This is a genomic window from Paenibacillus barengoltzii NBRC 101215 (assembly GCF_004000745.1).
Classification (GTDB): Bacteria; Bacillota; Bacilli; order Paenibacillales; family Paenibacillaceae; genus Fontibacillus; species Fontibacillus barengoltzii.
Genome location: NZ_BILV01000101.1, coordinates 1 through 16685, shown reverse-complemented (window position 1 = coordinate 16685; position 16685 = coordinate 1). Strand labels below are relative to the sequence as shown.

Below are 16685 nucleotides of genomic sequence, written 5' to 3'. Positions count from 1 at the left end.
GCAAATCAGGCATTTCAGCGAAAAAAGCCTGCACTTTTGCAGTTATTTCAGGAAAAACAGCGATTCCAGCTCAAAATAACTGTATTTTTGCAGGAATCGTGTGCATGACGGGTGTGTTAGGGGGCTATTTTTACAGGAATCGTGCAATCGCATAAAAACGGCGAGTAGAGGGCACAGCGTGCGAGTACCGAAAAGCGCTCCAACTCCACCTATCCCAACGTTCCAATCTTACCCCATCACAACTTCTCAAGCTCGCGAAGTAAGTACTCTCGGCGTTTCGCAATATAGTCGAGAATGACCTGACGGTCTGACAGGAGGACATCGGTGGAGTACTTACGCGTGGAATCGGCCATAAGCGCAGGCATCAATGAGGAGTGAAGGGAGTTAATCGTTGGAGCCAGCTGACTCACCGTAAAATGTCGCTCCAGAATCTCCTTCAGTGTCTTGCGATATTGCCTCCGAACCGAGGGGAAGGAGAGCAGCTTTTGGGTCAGCCCGTTGTATCCTTTGATCCGGACGTTGTCGATGTCGCTGAGCTTCCCGTAACTGTTTCTCCCCCAGGTACCCTCGTAATCCCAAGGGCTCATTTGATATTTGAAGCTTCCCTTCTTGCGGAAGATGGCATAGTTTTGAGTAAAGCCGTCAAAGTTTCCGGTGCACACCGCCCCGCCTAACCACCGTAAATACTCCGGAATATCTAAATGCTTCTTCATATAAGCTAGAAGCCTTCGCCCCTTGAGGGTATGAATCCGTTCCACAAACCGCGAGATTCGTGCCAACTCCTGAGAGGTTCCTATCACCAGCTCATAGCCAGAAGCCAGGTTACGCTTGCGTTTTCCCCCCTCACCTATCAGCCGAAAGTTGGCGTTGTTATTGATCGCATAAAGCAGCGAGCTCGTGTTCACTTTCCTTTTGGTAAAAAACGACCGATCTACCCCTTCAATCTCCAGATACAGCCCCTGATTTACTCCATTAATTACCAGATAAACATGTCTCGTTCTTGGACTCGGTACCCCTATTTTCTCAAAAAAACGAAAAGAGAGTGCGTTTCTCATCATGGTAGGGTCATCCCACTCCACGTTGTAATGGATGCTTCTGTGACCTATGCGAAGCTCGTAGGATTTCTTGTCGTAATAACGGGTGTGTCCACCCCGGTAACGGATTTTGACGTTCTCCTTAATGTTATCCGTCATCAGTAATGCGTTGGCGTATTGGTCATCCCATACGCTTTTTTCTAGCTTTGCTTGGTCTGACCAGCCGATTTGAAGCGAACGAACGGGGAACCTCAACCTGATCACCTTTCTTGCGGAAGCCTGCCGCATTTCAATTTAATATCCAGAATATGCAGGCAGTAGTCGGATGGTCCGCTTTAACCTAGGGCAACAGGGAAGGTTCTTTCTTTGATTCTTGTAGGCAATTCTACTTTAGTTACAGAAGTGGAAATTTATAGATGATAGATATCAGACTAGGACAAAGGTTAGTCATCGACATATGATGTACTACAATTCCCGCTAGGGGGCAAATGAAAGGAGGGGAGGAACGTGGCCTGCTACCAATCGCTGAGTCAATTAATGTATCTCATAGGTAAGGAAGTTTGTATTAATCGTGGTCAACCAGGTTTCATCATTGGCAGATTAGTAAGCATCCAGAATGATTATGTGGCCGTACAAACGAAAAATCGTCGCATACTCTACTACCATTCGGCTTATATTGACAGCTTGTCCGAAACGAGATGGAAGAGAGTCCCGACGAACTACAGCCAAGAAGTTGAAGTGATCATGGCGCCTCGATTTAATGAACTTCTCTCCAGCCTCCTGCACCATCAGATCCTACTAGATATTGGCGGGCCGCAAGTCGAGAAAGGGTGGCTTACCCGTATAACTGCCGATGAAGTTGTGATGGAAGTGAATGAGAGGAGTGTAAGGATCCCTCTCGAGCAAATTCGTTATACGGTTTGTGAATGTTAAGCAATTTATGGAAGGGGAAATGGGTTATGGCCATCAGTCAAAACGGTTATGGCAACTTAGTAGGAAGCAACGTCCGTATTAATCGCGGTGGTCCGGATTCGGTTGAAGGTACTTTGGTAGGTTACGGATCGGATTACCTTGTCATTCTGGCCAAGGACGGCACGGTTTATATCAAAAACGCTCATGTGAAGAGCTTTAGTCAAAACTTGGGCACGAAAGGGAAAACCAAAGGAACGATGGGGAGAACTGGTCAATCCATTATTCGTTCGTACAATTTCGATGGCGTTCTTCGTGCCCTGAAACACAAAAAAGTGCAAATTAACCGCGGAGGTCCTGAGAAGATCGAAGGGGTCATCTCGGATTATGGCAACGATAGTGTATACCTCATTGTAAATAATGAACTCGTACAGGTTCAAACCTATCATATCAAGAGTGTGACTCTGCGCAACCGCTCGAGCAGCAACAGTAGCAGCAACAATAGCAGCAATAGCAGCAATAATAGCAACAACAGAAACGGCAATAACCGAAACAGCAATAGATCCAACAACAACAGAACGGGAGGAAGAACCGGCGGCAGAACCGGAGGTAGAACCTCGGGCAGCAAAAATGCTACGGTCTCTTCTGCCGAAGGCGGACCTGGCGGCAGGGGAGATCGCGGCAGAACCGGCGGTGCCGGGACGGGCGGCAGAAACCGCACCCAGGGAAGAGGCGGCACTCAAGGCAGAGGCGGCACGCAAGGCAGAGATCACACGCATGGAGACCATTCTCATGATGGATACCACACGCATGGCAGAGAAGGGGACTCTGCAACTGGTGGCAGAAACCGCACGCAAGGCAGAACGCGCGGCGCTGGAACTGGCGGCAGAAACCCGGGAAGAACCGGCGGATTTTCCACTTGGGGTGTAGGTACTGGCGGCTACCAGTGGGGGACCAGAAAGTCGAGCAAAAATGTGAAAAAATCGGCCAAAAAACGGCAAGGAGGATCCTCCAAGGTATCCTCCAAGAAGAAATGGGATCCTTTTCTCTAAGAATGGAACGAAAGCCTTCAGTCATTGAGGCGGTGCCTGGGGCGCCGCCTTCTTTAAAATTTGGGAAAGGACCCGCTTATTCCAGTCGTAAGCGCCAAGCTCACAAATGGCTTGCCTCTCTCCCTCACCACGATGCTCATGATAAAGGAGGTATACGATGCCTATGCTAACTTCTCGCATCGGACAACATATCGAACTCACCATTAGCGGCAGACCACAACTAGACACAGGGCTCTTAATTGATGCAGGAGATGATATCGTCGTCATCTTCAGACAAGAGCGCTATTACTACATTCCAACGAAGCACATTCATCACTTCCGGGTTATTCCATCTCCTGAGAAAGATAATGAGGGAACCTTGTACGAAAACCCGCTGGAATGGGCAGCGGGAGAGTCGATTTCTTTTCGGAAAACGTTATTTAACGCCAGAGGCGTCTTTATGGAAGTTTTTCTGACGGGTGTTCATACGCTTAGCGGTTATCTAACCAGCGTCATGAACGATTACCTTGTATTCTATTCTACGGTTTTTCATACCGTGTATGTCCCATTGGATCATGTGAAGTTAATTATGCCTTATCCGGCCAACAAACCTCCCTTTTCTTTAGAAAATGAAAGATTAAACGTGAAGCCTACCGGTCTGACCTTGGCCCGAACGTTTGAGCAACAACTTAAAAAGATGGAAGGGAGTTTGGCGGTTCTCGATCATGGAGAAGCAACGGATAAATTCGGGATCGTTCAATCCGTTGATCGAGGTTTGCTTCACCTTGTTTTAGCTGACGGGGAATCGGTGATATGGAATATTCAGCATATTAAATCTGTCCATTTGCCTTAAGGGGGGAGTAGAAAATGATCGTCCTAGTGTTAATTATACTTTCGGGGTTGGGACTCTTTATGTTGTTAAAACCTTCGGTTAAGGAAGAAACGATTACCCATGCTCCAGTCGTTGATGTTCAGCAGGCCGAGTACGATTACCTTGTTCGTGTCAGCGGTAAATAATCGGCCAGCTAGAGCAGAAACAATTGGAGAATGGGGGTGGTCACTTGATAGAGCTTACAGCTGCAGGCTTAACGATTCTCGCATTTGTTCTAACCACCATCCTAATCTTGTGGCGCCCAAGGGGACTCAATGAAGCGATACCCTCCACGATCGGAGCTATTATTGTCTTAATCAGCGGGACAGTAAACTTTTCTGATCTGCTTCACATCGGAGAAACCGTGAGCGGAGCGGCAATCACGATCATGGCGACGATTATTATGGCGCTGGTCTTGGAAAGCTTCGGTTTTTTTCACTGGGCAGCCGAGGGACTGGCTTACCGATCCAGGGGCTCCGGGATCCGCTTGTTTTGGTACGTGAACCTGATGTGTTTTTTAATGACGTTGTTCTTTAATAATGATGGCAGCATTCTCATCACAACACCAATACTACTCCTCTTGTTAAGAGAGCTTAAGCTCAAAAACCATCAGAAGATCCCTTATCTCTTATCCGGAGCTTTAGTGGCAACGGCCTCCAGCGCACCGATCGGAGTCAGCAACATCGTGAACCTAATCGCACTCAATATGGTTGGGATGAACTTATATATGCATACGATGATGATGTTTGTCCCTGCACTTTTAGGGTTGATCGTGCTGGTAGGTTTGCTGTTTCTTGTATTCTATCGTCAATTGCCGAAAGAGCTGCCGCCCAGATTGAGGTCACATCCATTAAAAACACCGCGGTTAAGTCTCGAGTCCGATGAGGAGCTGGAGGAGGCCGTACGAAATCGTGAACCCTTAAAACAAGATACGAAATTTATGCAAAAAATATTGCTATTCGTGCTCATCGTACGCATCAGTTTATTTGTTGCCTCTTACTACGGTTTTCCCGTAGAGCTGGCTGCTGTGCTTGGCTCTGTTGTATTGCTCGGGTGGAGATGGTACAACTTGAAGATCCCGCCATCGGATATGCTTCGCAAGGTTCCGTGGCATATTTTGGTTTTCGCTTTCAGCATGTATGTCATCATTTTTGGATTGCACAACATTGGATTAACGAATTTGCTCATTTCACTGGTAAATCCTCTAATCCACGACGGCATGCTGAATGCCAGCTTGCTGATGGGAGGAGTGATGACGTCGCTTTCCATATTTTTCAATAATCACCCTGCTCTAATGATCGGAACGATGACACTTACCGAAATGCCGCTGGATCCTCTGACGCTAAGGATTTCTTATCTGGCTAGTGTCATTGGCAGTGATATCGGTGCATTGTTATTGCCGATCGGGACGCTCGCTTCGTTGATCTGGTTCCATCTTCTGAAAAAACATCGCGTCAAAATCACATGGGATGATTACTTGAAAGTGACGATGATCGTCATTCCCCCTACACTGATCTTCACCTTGATTCTTTTGCCTTTATGGGTGCAGTGGATCTATTAAGGTGCGATGAACAGAGTAGAACGCTACCTGGAATAAAAGGAAAGAGCACACCGCCTGAACGGTAGTGCTCTTTTGATCATGTCAGGCTTAAGGATGGTAGGCTCTGACGGTGTTACCAATGGCTTGCAGCAAGCTCTTGCTGGTGTCAGTTGTGTCTTGACTGATCTCCCAAATCATGATGCCACCTAAGTTCTCCAGAGCGTATTGCGTCTTTCTTTGAATGGTTGGGATTCCGTTATAGTGAGCTTGCATGCCGTTAATCATCGATATGTCGGTATTATAGGCGTCAGGGTTCGCTTGCAAAATCGCCGCATAGGAAGCCCAGGAAGGTCTGCCGTAGAAAGGAACACCCAATACGACCTTGTGAGCTGGCATCTTCCGCGTCTCCTTCCAATACTTTGCGCTCATCACGGCAAATTCGTAGGAGGAATGCCGCTCCCCATCACCGCCATCATAGGCCATGACATTAAACCAATCCACGGCGTCGATGACTTTATCGGTCTGGGCGGCCGAGTCCCAATAAATGACGCCTTCAGGTGTTACCCCGCTAAGCACTGCGGCGGTCAACAGCATATTTTGCTTCTTCAGCTCCGCGCTCAAGTAGACCATCAGATCCTCGTACTGCTGCTTGCTGGGGCCGTCGTTTCGCGGATGCTCCCAATCGATATCGACGCCGTCGAATCCGTATTGCTTGGCCATCGCGATAATGGCGTTACCGAACTTCTTGATCTTCTCCGGCGTATTCGTCGCGGCCATAAAGGTGCTTTCCAAAGGAATGTCATTATATGACCAACCGCCTACGGCGAGCAGCGCCTTCACGTTGTTGGCATGGGCCGTCCGAACAATTTGGCTGGCCGCATCCGGGTTGCTCAGTGGAAGAAGAGAGCCGTCGCTGGTCGGAATCGCAAACGCATAGTTAATATGCGTCAGGTTATGATACTGGATGTTGTTGATTTTGCCAGGCTCCCAGCTCGGATAGTATCCTACGACTTTAAAGCCGCTCGGAATTGGATCGGCAGGGTCTACGCTTTCACATCTGCAGCAAGAGGAATAAATAAAGTGATGAATAAGGCCAATACCGCCAAAAAAGCGAATCTCTTACGAGTCATTTGCATTCAACTTCCTTCCTCTCTCCATAGGATCAATCCATCAGAACATCCGTGTTACCAGCCCACTCTGACGATGAGACCTTTCGGATCTCCTACCTCCAGATAGGCGGCTTGTCCGTTCACGTCGTCGTAGCAGAAGCCGTAAGCAAGCCCATCGATGCTGTGATCATGCCAGAACTTCGCGTAATAGTTCGCGGGGGCAGCTTGATAGTATTGATCAACCCGATTCCAGTTGTCAGGTTCCGTGTAGACATGACGGTTCAACGCAGCACATACTTCAGGATTGCTCGCTTCGCCAACACCCAGCAGAATGTCTTGGGTAGAGATGCTGGAATAGCCGGCAAAATAGTTCTCGTAAGCTCCTCCTTCCTGAAACGGCCCTTTCATAGGACTAAGGATACGATAAGGAGCCTGCAAGGTACCCAGCGATTTGAATTCATAAGGGACTTCGTTGACATACTTGGCAAACAATCCGGAACGGGTTTCTGATTCCAGTTCGCCGACGGTACGGTCGTAGTTCCCCGCCAGATTCACCAGCCGGTGTTGAATCGGAAAACCAAACTGATCGACGCGAGTCGTATTTCCGTGATAGCCGTCCTTATCCACAGTGAACTCGACAAAGTCAAAAATGATATTCAGATTCGGATCGGTGGGATTGTTCAGATCCGGACCGGCAAAGCCGTCGTCAAAGGTCTTCATGTACAAGGGACTGCCAACGCTAAGGAACAACCGGCCGGATTCGATCTTCGGAAGGTTGACCCAATTGGCATCACTGATCTTGTGATAGATGTTGGCATAGTTGATGCCGTCTTTAGTGAGGTGTCCCGGGGCGTTGTTTAAATCGGAAGAAATCGGAAGAAGCCTACCGGCTAAATCCAAATAGCTCCATTTGCCGTTTACCGGATTGATGCCGATGACTCCCCAGTAAATTTGATCATCCGTATAAGCCCCGCCCGTGCCGTTCATGACCTTGAGGCTGACGCCGCCCTCGGAAGGCTGGGGAATCGAAGAGGCTGGAATCGAATAAATGGAGTTGGTCGAAGGTTCCGGATCGGGTTGGCCGCTTCGATAAGTGAATGTTGTGGTGTCGTAGGCTGGCACGCCGTTATTGTAAGTGAAAAAGTACTCAATCTCGGCTTGGGCGGCCGTAAGAATGGTGTGCTCGAATCGCGCAGCACCCGCGTTGAAGCTCATCCTTACATTTTGCTGTACTCCGGAATTCACCTTATAGTGGACATCCACCCATGTCGTATTAACCGATGATTTGAACCATAAAGTTACGTTGTTGCCGGAGATGTCCGCTCCTTGAGTGAAATCAGCAGCCGAAGCCGAAATATTCACGGAGATGGACAAAAGAAACGCGATGAAGAACAAACTAAAGCGCTGAACCCATTTGGTTGTCATAAACCTCCTCCTTTCTTCTGCTATAGCTACAAGGTTTAGAACTTCGAAGGTCCCCTCCTTTCAAGAAGATTGTATAATTACCTCAGAAATTGGAAATTGAGGTAAAATACACATAATCAACTTTACCTAAAATGTCATATATCGCCAGTGACTTTTGATATATATTTTCCATCTATTAATAAAGATTGGAACTATGAGTTTGCTAGATGAAAGATCTAGACCTCAGGACCAGCAAAAGCGATGTCTCCCCGCGGCGTACGAATTTCTTCACGCATAATTCCATCTATTTCATGTACAATAAGGATGAATTCTTTCTATAAGATTTAAGGGATAGACAAAGAATCGGATAGATGGAGGTAGCGGAGTGGAATGAAGCCGATATTGGAAGTAGCTGCATCGTGTGGAATTGCCGAACAACATATCGAATTGTATGGACGGTACAAAGGCAAAATAGAGCCTGGCATCCGAGAAGAGGCTCGCAACCGACCGGATGGAAAACTAGTGCTGGTAACCGCGATGAATCCAACGCCGGCAGGAGAAGGTAAAACATTAACGACGATTGGACTAGCCCAATCGCTCAATGCCATCGGACGGACCACCATCGCAGCGCTGCGGGAGCCGTCGCTTGGACCTTGCTTTGGGATGAAGGGCGGGGCCACCGGCAGCAACAAGGCCCAGCTGCTCCCTTCGGAGGATATCAACCTGCATTTCACCGGTGACTTGCATGCCATTACAGCCGCGCATAATCTGCTGGCGGCGATGTTGGACAATCATATTTTTCAAGGGAACGCCCTGCAGATTGACACCAACCGGATCTTGTGGAAACGGGCGATGGACATGAATGACCGCAGCCTGCGGCAGATTGTCGTAGGACTGGGCGAAGGAAACGGGAGCGTGCACGAATCCGGCTTTATGATCACAACGGCCTCCGAAGTCATGGCGGTGTTATGCCTCAGCGAGGATGCTCAGGATCTCAAGGATCGCCTGAGCCGAATGGTCGTAGCACGGAACATGGCGGGCGAGCCGATTACTGCAGCGCAGATCGGCGCTGTGGAGGCGATGACTGTCCTGCTCAAAGATGCGATTAAGCCCAATCTGGTGCAAACGGCGGAGGGAACTCCGGCGATCGTGCACGGCGGACCGTTTGCCAATATCGCCCACGGTTGCAGCAGCGTAATCGGTACGAAGACCGCTTTGAAGCTGGCGGATATCGTTGTGACAGAAGCGGGCTTTGGAGCTGACTTGGGCGCGGAGAAGTTCTTCGACATCAAATGCCGGCAGGCAGGTTTGAAGCCGGATGCAGCTGTATTGGTCGTCACGGTGAAGGCGTTGAAATACAACGGCGGAGCGTCTAAGACCGAGCTGGACCAGCCCAATATGGAAGCGCTGCGAGCCGGATTGCCCAACATGAAGCGGCATCTGGAGAACCTTCGCAAATTTGGGGTGCCGGTGATGGTCGCGATTAATCATTTTACCAGTGATACGGAAGATGAGATTGCGCTTGTGAAAGAGGAATGCGCCCGGTTGGGCGTTAAGGCAGAGCTGTCGGACGTTTGGGCGAAAGGCAGTGAAGGCGGCAGGGAGATGGCGTTGGCTCTGCTGGGCATGTTGGAGCAGGAGACCGCGCAATATACTCCGCTTTATCCCGATGATCTGGACCTCAAGGCCAAAATCGAGACGGTGGTTAGGGAAATTTACCGCGGCGAGGGCATCAAGCTAAGCGCCAAAGCTGCCGCCCAAATCGAGGAGCTGGAGCGGCAGGGCTTCGGCCGGCTGCCGGTCTGCATGGCGAAGACGCCGTATTCGTTCTCCGATCAGGCGAATCTGTTAGGCGCACCGGAAGGCTTTACCGTACAGGTGAAGGACATTACCTTATCGGCAGGGGCCGGCTTTGTTGTTATCCATACCGGGAAAATTGTTACCATGCCCGGGTTGCCAAAACATCCGGCTGCAGAGCGGATTCACCTTGATGAACACGGGGAAGTTGCCGGTTTACTATAATATGGAAAGAGAGTCCGATTCTTCACGGATTGAAGTGGAGAATCGGCTTTTTTATGCCTCGGATCGGAAAAATTCCAACCTGAAATCGCAAAATTGCCTCCTCAAAAATCTGCGCCACATTCGCTAGACTAAAGGTATAAATTCGGATGCAGGAAAGGAATCAACCGCAATGAAGAGAGGAAAATGGTTGGCTGTTCTGCCGGTTGCCGCCATGATGATTTCTTTACTAGGTGCATACAGCGTAATTAATGCGGCAAATGATGAGGAGAGCAACGCTTCGGGCTTGACCGATGGCAGTGTAGGTTCCCCGATTGAGCTGACGTTCTGGGCGTTGGGAGATGCCCCTTATGAAGCGCTGGCCCAGGAATATATGGCGGAGCATTCGAACATTCACATCCGATTCAGTAATGCAACGGACTCAACCGAGAAGGAAGACCGCTTAGAGGCAGCCTTATCCCCTGGATCTGGCGCCCCGGATATTTTGATGTTAAATCAGGAATCTATGCAGCGGTTGATAGATCAGACGGATCGATTTTATAACCTATATGATTTGGGCGCGAAGAACATCGCACAGGATTATCTCTATTGGGCGTGGAAGCAAGCGACGACAGCTGACGGTTCTTTTCAAATTGGCTTGCCGGCCGAGGTCCGTCCGACGGTGGTTTACTACCGTGCGGATTTAATGGAACAGGCTGGACTTCCAACCGAACCCGAGGCATTTAGCGCCGCGATCAATAAATGGGATAAATTAGCTGCCGTGGCGAAGCAGTTTACGAAGCAGACTGGAATCCCGTTTGCTGATTCGGCAGAGCTGGTATATAACGGCCTGCGGGACCAATCGACGGACGTGATGTATTTTAATAAGGTTGACGGCTCCTTTATCGCGGACTCGAATCCGCAGGTGAAGAGAGCGTACAATTTTACGGTGACAGGCATTCAGGAAGGCTGGATCGGCAGCTGGGCATTTGGTTCTCCCGAATGGGAACAAGCGATTCACGAGGGGAAGGTCGGCGTCATTCTCGGCCCAACCTGGATGGAGGACACGATCCGCAACGCCAAGTCGACAGCCGGACAGTGGCGGATTGCGCAAATTCCCGAAGGCTCGGGCAGCTGGGGAGGGACGTTCCTTGCGTTGCCGAAGGAAGGCAAGCACCCGAAGGAAGCTTATGAGTTTATCACTTGGTTAACCAACAAGGAGCAACAGTTGAAAGCATACCAGGCCAACGGTCAACTGCCATCGATTCCGTCGGTGTATAATGAAGAGGCTTTTCTGGCGGATCACGATGAATTTTTTGGAGGACAGGTGATCTCGGAGGCTTATGCTCGATCGGCACAGCGTGTCAAACCGGCCTATTGTGGTCCGCAGTTTGAGGAAGTGGATTTGCAGTTCAAGCATGCACTTCAGAACGTAATTGAGAATCAAGCGAATCCGCAACAAGAATGGGAGAAAGCCATCGCCGCTGCCAAAAACGCGGATTGAATATAAGTTGTGAAGAATACGATCATACTGATTCGCAAGGGGGCTTGCCCTCTTGCGAATTTCGCTTTGTCGAAAGGTGCAAGGGAATCGGCTGGCGGATGAAGAATAATAGAGTGGGAGAAACCTAGGAGGAACGAAATGAAGCTTCGTCGAAAAATCTTGCTGGCTATTATTCTTCTCGTCTTTATCCCCGTCATTCTGATGGGCTCCATCTCGTACTACAGCTTCTCACGAGCGATGGAGAATAAATCGAATAACTTCTATTGGGTCTCCTTGCTGGAAACCGACCGCAAGCTGAAGTTTGCGTTAAACGAGGTGACGACCGTCTCGAACTCGGCGATCGCGCAGCCATTAATTCAGCAGTTGGTGAAGCAGCCAAATTTTACGGTGACCTATGATCAAAAACAAGACATCAACAACTTGATCAACCATCCGATGATTACGTCGTTTGGCCTGTATTCCAAGGACAAGCTGCAGTATCAATTTAATGAGGCAATGTCCTTTCAGGAATTGAAGCAGCAAAGCTGGTACGGGGCGATGGAGGCGGCCGAAGGACGCCCGGTTTGGGTAGGGCCGGGGGAGAACGGTTCAGCGGCCGCAGGGAAGCCGGTTCTGATCCAAGCTCGTTTGATTAAGGATTACTACTCCCTGGAGGATATTGGCGCGTTAGTGATTTATGTGAAGCCGGATATTTTGGACCAAGTATTTTGGGATGCGGTGACGTTAAAGCAGGGCGATATTTTGCTCGTGAACAAGCAGGGCAATATCGTGTTCGACAAGTCCGGCTCGTATATCGGAGAGCGCACGGAGTTTCCGTTCCTGACCCAGGAGGAGCCGGAAGGGAAAGGATACTATACCGCCAAATATCAAGGCGAACGCTCGCTGATCACCTACTTGCCTTCGCATAACAAGGATTGGTATCTCGTGGCTCTTACGCCCAGCAAGCTGATCGCTTCGGAGTCGAACTCGATCCGCGACATCGCGATTGTGCTGGTGCTGGTCTCGCTGATATCGGCTTTCCTATTCGACCGGTTTTTCGTTCGCCGACTGGTGCGCAGTATCATCGGTGCGGTGAACGGGATGAAGCGGGTGCAGCAGGGGATCTTTGTGCCCATTACCTCTTCGGTACGAAGCGAAGACGAAACGGATTTGCTCGTCGATGGCTTTAATCGGATGAGTACGCAAATTTCGGAGCTCATTGAACAAGTAGAGACTGAGCAGGCGCGGAAGAAGGAGTTCGAGCTTCAGGCGCTGGTTGCCCAGATCAATCCTCATTTTATTTATAACTCGCTGGAATCGATCAATTCGCTGGCAGTCTTGCAGGGAAACAAGGAGATCAGCAAAATGGTGGTCTCGCTGGGCAAGCTGCTGCGCATCAGCATTAGCGAGAACCAGCAACTGATTACGCTGGCCATGGAAATGGAGCATGTGCGGCATTATCTGGATATCCAGAAGTTCCGCTTTGAGGAGCAGTTCGACTATAGAATTGAAATCCCCGAGTCACTGAGGCACTATATGACTCAGAAGCTGATCGTCCAGCCCATTGTGGAAAACGCACTGTACCATGCGATCGAGCCTATGAAGGAAAAAGGACTGATCACGATTACAGCGAACGAAGACGAGCGGGATATTATGATTGATGTGACGGATAATGGCCCGGGCTTCAGCTTGGATCGGCTCATGAATTTGTGGAGCAAGGATGAAGGCAACAAAAATTACCGGGGAACCGGGGTTGGACTGCGCAATGTACATGAACGACTGCGCATCCGGTTTGGCAGCCGCTACGGCATCCTGATCTGCTCCTCTCCCGGACATGGCTCGACCATCCGCATCCGCATTCCGAAGCTGCTCCACGATTCGGCAGCGGTGAAACGATAACGACGGAGGAAGGTGGCGGTGAACATGAAAAAGTGGTTTTTGAACTGGGGTTGGATTGCCGTCTACGCCGTCGTGCTGGCCATCTCCGTCTTGATTATCGCAGGCGCTGGTCACGAGCCGATTGAGGAGAAGCAGGCCGAGAAGGTCACAATAACCTTCCGCCACTTCTGGATTAAGGAGCATGACCGGCAGATGCTGAACATCGTCGAGGACGTTGTGGCCAAGTTCCAAGAGACGCATCCCAACGTCAAGGTGAACTTCGAGGGAATGGACCAGACCGTCCACCGCGAGCAGAAGCTGAAGAGCGAAATGGTCACCGGGACGCCGCCCGACATGTTCGTGTTGTTTGGGGGAGCGGAAATCGAGCCCTACGTTCGCTCCAACCGGCTGATGGACTTAACGGATTTTCTAGAGGGAAATGGACTGGAAGAGCAGTTTCAGGACTTGCATTTGTGGACCTTCGACAATCATATTTATGGGTTGCCGATTGAAGGGAATGCAGAGCCGCTGTTTTATAATAAGGAGATCTTTGATGACTTGGGCTTGGAGCCTCCAGAGACGCTGGAGGATTTGAATAAGGTCATTGACGTGCTGATCGCTCATGGGATCACCCCGTTTGCGCTGGGGAATGAGGAACGCTGGCCGGCGGCGATCTTCGCCCATTATTTGATGGACCGGTATGCCGGGCCGGGGTTGATTAATGAGCTGGTGCAGGGGGATGAGTCGTTAAGCTTCCAGAACCCTTCTTATTGGAAAGCTTTTAAGCAACTGAAAAGCTGGATTGATGAGAATGCCTTCTACCCGCCGGCCAACGATCTGTCAACAGAGGAAGCGATTGAACGATTCACTAACGGTGAGGCGGCGATGTATCTAAACGGAAGCTGGGACATCAACCTGTTCCATAACGAGAGGGCACCGGCAGGCTTTCAGAATCAAGTCGGGGTGATCCCGTTCCCGTCGCTGACGGAGGGGGGCAACCGCTCGATCGCCGGAGGGTATACGATCGGAATCGGCTTATCCTCCAATCTGGAGGAGTCCAAATGGGAAGCAGCTCAGGAGCTGCTAAAGGCTCTATATACCGAAGAGGTGCAGCGGCGTATCGTTTATGAGGCATCACGTATTCCTTCCATGAAGATTACGTATGACTCGGAAAAAACGGGCCCCGTGTTTGCGCAAGTAGTAGAAATGATGGAGCAAAGCAACCAAAGCTTTGTCCCTTACGATAACGTGCTTCCTCCCGAGGTCAACAAGACGTTCCTCAAGGTATTGGAGGAAATGATCCGCAAACGGGTGAAGCCCGAGGAGGCGCTGGAACAGATACAACAAACGTCAGAGCAATATTGGCAGCTGCGCAGAAGCTCGCTGCTGAGTGAGACGGATGGAGGTGCAGGATGGTAGCACATGGGGAGAAGTATCGGGTCATTTTGGTGGACGATGAACCGGTGATATTGCGAAGCTTGCGAGTCGCCGTGCCTTGGGAGGAACTGGGCCTGGAAATCGTCGGAGAGGCGCGGGGAGGCGAAGCGGCGCTGGAGCTCATTCGCGAACTGTCCCCGCATATGGTTATTAGCGACATTCGCATGCCAGGGATGGATGGCATCACGCTGATGAAGGAAGTGTTGGCGGAGAATGCGAATCGGCTGTTTATTTTCGTCAGCGGCTATGGGGAGTTTGAATACGCCCGTGAGGCGCTCAGGGAAGGCGCGTTTGATTATCTGCTGAAGCCGATTGACCATGACGAGCTGATCGAGATGATCAAGCGGGCGAAGAAAACGCTGGAGAAGCGGGCGGAGAACGATAAGCTGCTGCACTCGGTGCAGGTGCTGTCGATGTTGGCGAGGGAGCGGATGTTTGCCGAGTTTATCGAAGGCAACCAGAGCCAAAGCCATCTGCAGCATATGCGCTGGCTGGAGAACAGCGAGCTGACACAGGATTATTTCATGGCGGTGATCCAACTGGATCATTTCGTCAAGCTGAATGAACAGTGGTCGCCGGAGGAGCGGCGGCTGTGGTTGTTTGCGGTGCGCAACATTTTGGGAGAATGGTCGGTGGCGCATGGGGCGCTGACGATGTTCCCTTTTCACGGCGGGGAATGGGTGTTGCTGTTCCCGAGTGCACTCACCAGCCAGAAAGAGGAGCTGGGCAGCGATGCCATCCGCCAGATTCAGCTCTATACCAAGCTGACCTGTTCCGTTGGATTCAGCCAAACGGCGGCGGGGCTGGAGCGGTTGAGCGAGGCATATCAAAGCGCTACTCGGGCGTTATATCAGCGGTTTTACAGTGACCGGGCAGGCGTGTTCATTGATCAGCCGGGCCGGGAGCCTGGGGCCGACCGGGAGGCGAAATATCCGAAGCATCTGGAAGCGGTGCTCCTGGACAGCGTTCGGACGCTGAATCGGGAGCGGTTGTTGTCCGCACTGGATGAAACGAAGCAATATCTTGAACAGCAGGCCTTCTCGAAGGAAGCGGCCGAGCGGATGATGGTCGAACTAACGGTCGTGATGTTCCGGCAATATGAGCAGATGAATCTGCTGTCGGAGTGGTCGCTGGAAGGTTTGCTGCAGGAGCTGCAGTCCCTCGGAACATTAAGTGAAATGATTGGGCTGTTGAAGACGAACTTTGGCCGATGGATCAGCGAAAGCCGTGATAGCCAGATCAAGGACAATGTGCAGAATGTGATCGCCAAGACACAGGAGTACATTTTAAGCAACTATCATAAGGACCTCAGCATGGAGGAGGTGGCCGAGCGCGCCGATCTGAGCATCAGCCATTTTTGCCTGCTGTTTAAGCAGGTGACCGGCTACACGTTCCTTGAATATCTGACGGAATGCCGAATCGAGAAGGCCAAGTATATTCTGAAAAACAGCCAAGTCAAAGTGTACCAAGTCGCCCCGATGGTAGGTTATCAGGACCCGCGTTACTTCACCCAGGTCTTTAAAAAGGTCACCGGCATGACGCCAACGGAGTATAGGGAGGCAGGGGTGTAGGTTGTATGGGGGGGCAGTAGCATGATGTCCTGCCTTGCTCGGTTGTCCCGATTCCTGCAAAAATACAGTTTTTGAGTAACTTTTATCGTAAAATAGCAAAAAACCTGCAAAAGTGCAGGCTTTTTGTTCGTTTAAAGCGAAATTGGCGAAATTGCGGATTTTCGAGAAAAATAACTGCACTTTTGCAGGCATTTGCTCAAAATAGCCATTTTGGCTCGAAAAAAGATGTACTTTTGCAGTTTTCTATAGCCGTTTCCGGCGGAAGAAAGCGACGAAGCCTGCAGCGGCTAGGAGCACCAGCAAGGAGATGCCGGTGATCAGCGCTTCGCTGCTGCTGCCAGCTTGTTGGCCATTTGGCCCGAAGCCGCGGCCGCCGCCCGGGAAATCGCCGCCGCGGAAGCCGCCCGCAGGGCGAGCTTC

Annotated in this window: 14 protein-coding genes; 10 read left to right on the top strand and 4 right to left on the bottom strand. The window is 50.5% G+C overall.

Annotation, left to right across the window (positions count from 1 at the left end; genetic code table 11):
* Positions 1–236: 236 nt before the first annotated feature.
* Entirely contained in the window at positions 237–1289 is a 1053-nt protein-coding gene (locus tag PBA01S_RS20855) for a CotH kinase family protein (RefSeq protein ID WP_164744222.1), read from the bottom strand.
* A 252-nt stretch (positions 1290–1541) separates the two neighbouring features.
* On the opposite strand from PBA01S_RS20855, the gene PBA01S_RS20850 reads away from it, so the two are divergent.
* Positions 1542–1967, top strand: coding sequence for a hypothetical protein (locus tag PBA01S_RS20850; RefSeq protein ID WP_016313505.1), 426 nt, complete (start codon positions 1542–1544; stop codon positions 1965–1967).
* Between the two features lie 56 nt (positions 1968–2023).
* On the opposite strand, the gene PBA01S_RS22875 is transcribed toward PBA01S_RS20850, so the two are convergent.
* Entirely contained in the window at positions 2024–2722 is a 699-nt protein-coding gene (locus tag PBA01S_RS22875) for a hypothetical protein (protein ID WP_164744221.1), read from the bottom strand.
* A gap of 13 nt (positions 2723–2735) precedes the next feature.
* On the opposite strand from PBA01S_RS22875, the gene PBA01S_RS22870 reads away from it, so the two are divergent.
* The 4 genes from PBA01S_RS22870 to PBA01S_RS20835 all read left to right on the top strand — a co-directional run bounded on the left by PBA01S_RS22870 (position 2736) and on the right by PBA01S_RS20835 (position 5406).
* Positions 2736–2873, top strand: a complete 138-nt coding sequence (locus PBA01S_RS22870; RefSeq protein WP_164744220.1) for a hypothetical protein — start codon at positions 2736–2738, stop codon at positions 2871–2873.
* Positions 2874–3152: 279 nt separating this feature from the next.
* Positions 3153–3827 carry a YwrJ family protein gene (locus tag PBA01S_RS20840; protein ID WP_016313503.1) on the top strand — a complete coding sequence of 225 codons (675 nt, stop codon included), beginning with the start codon at positions 3153–3155 and terminating at the stop codon, positions 3825–3827.
* Positions 3828–3841: 14 nt separating this feature from the next.
* Positions 3842–3991, top strand: a complete 150-nt coding sequence (locus PBA01S_RS22865) for a hypothetical protein (protein WP_164744219.1) — start codon at positions 3842–3844, stop codon at positions 3989–3991.
* Positions 3992–4035: 44 nt separating this feature from the next.
* On the top strand, positions 4036–5406 hold the full coding sequence (locus tag PBA01S_RS20835) for an arsenic transporter (protein WP_016313501.1): 1371 nt from the start codon (positions 4036–4038) through the stop codon (positions 5404–5406).
* 87 nt (positions 5407–5493) lie between these two features.
* Here PBA01S_RS20835 and PBA01S_RS20830 read toward each other — a convergent pair whose 3' ends face one another.
* The gene (locus PBA01S_RS20830; protein WP_255315405.1) at positions 5494–6351 is read right to left on the bottom strand and encodes a glycosyl hydrolase family 18 protein; all 858 of its coding nucleotides are present in this window, start codon (positions 6349–6351) and stop codon (positions 5494–5496) included.
* A 218-nt stretch (positions 6352–6569) separates the two neighbouring features.
* Positions 6570–7919, bottom strand: a complete 1350-nt coding sequence (locus PBA01S_RS20825; RefSeq protein WP_085170557.1) for a glycoside hydrolase family 64 protein — start codon at positions 7917–7919, stop codon at positions 6570–6572.
* A 369-nt stretch (positions 7920–8288) separates the two neighbouring features.
* Here PBA01S_RS20825 and PBA01S_RS20820 point away from each other — a divergent pair, with 369 nt between their 5' ends.
* From PBA01S_RS20820 to PBA01S_RS20800, 5 genes are all read left to right on the top strand, one after another.
* Complete coding sequence (locus PBA01S_RS20820) at positions 8289–9920, top strand: formate--tetrahydrofolate ligase (protein WP_085170556.1); 1632 nt, start codon at positions 8289–8291, stop codon at positions 9918–9920.
* A gap of 169 nt (positions 9921–10089) precedes the next feature.
* Positions 10090–11400, top strand: coding sequence for an ABC transporter substrate-binding protein (locus tag PBA01S_RS20815; protein WP_127576643.1), 1311 nt, complete (start codon positions 10090–10092; stop codon positions 11398–11400).
* 138 nt (positions 11401–11538) lie between these two features.
* On the top strand, positions 11539–13278 hold the full coding sequence (locus PBA01S_RS20810) for a sensor histidine kinase (RefSeq protein WP_127576642.1): 1740 nt from the start codon (positions 11539–11541) through the stop codon (positions 13276–13278).
* A 24-nt stretch (positions 13279–13302) separates the two neighbouring features.
* Positions 13303–14676, top strand: a complete 1374-nt coding sequence (locus PBA01S_RS20805) for an ABC transporter substrate-binding protein (protein ID WP_127576641.1) — start codon at positions 13303–13305, stop codon at positions 14674–14676.
* Positions 14670–16265 (top strand): response regulator, encoded by a 1596-nt coding sequence (locus PBA01S_RS20800; protein ID WP_127576640.1) that lies wholly within the window; start codon positions 14670–14672, stop codon positions 16263–16265. The genes PBA01S_RS20805 and PBA01S_RS20800 overlap by 7 nt, the downstream gene beginning before the upstream one ends.
* Positions 16266–16685: the final 420 nt, after the last annotated feature.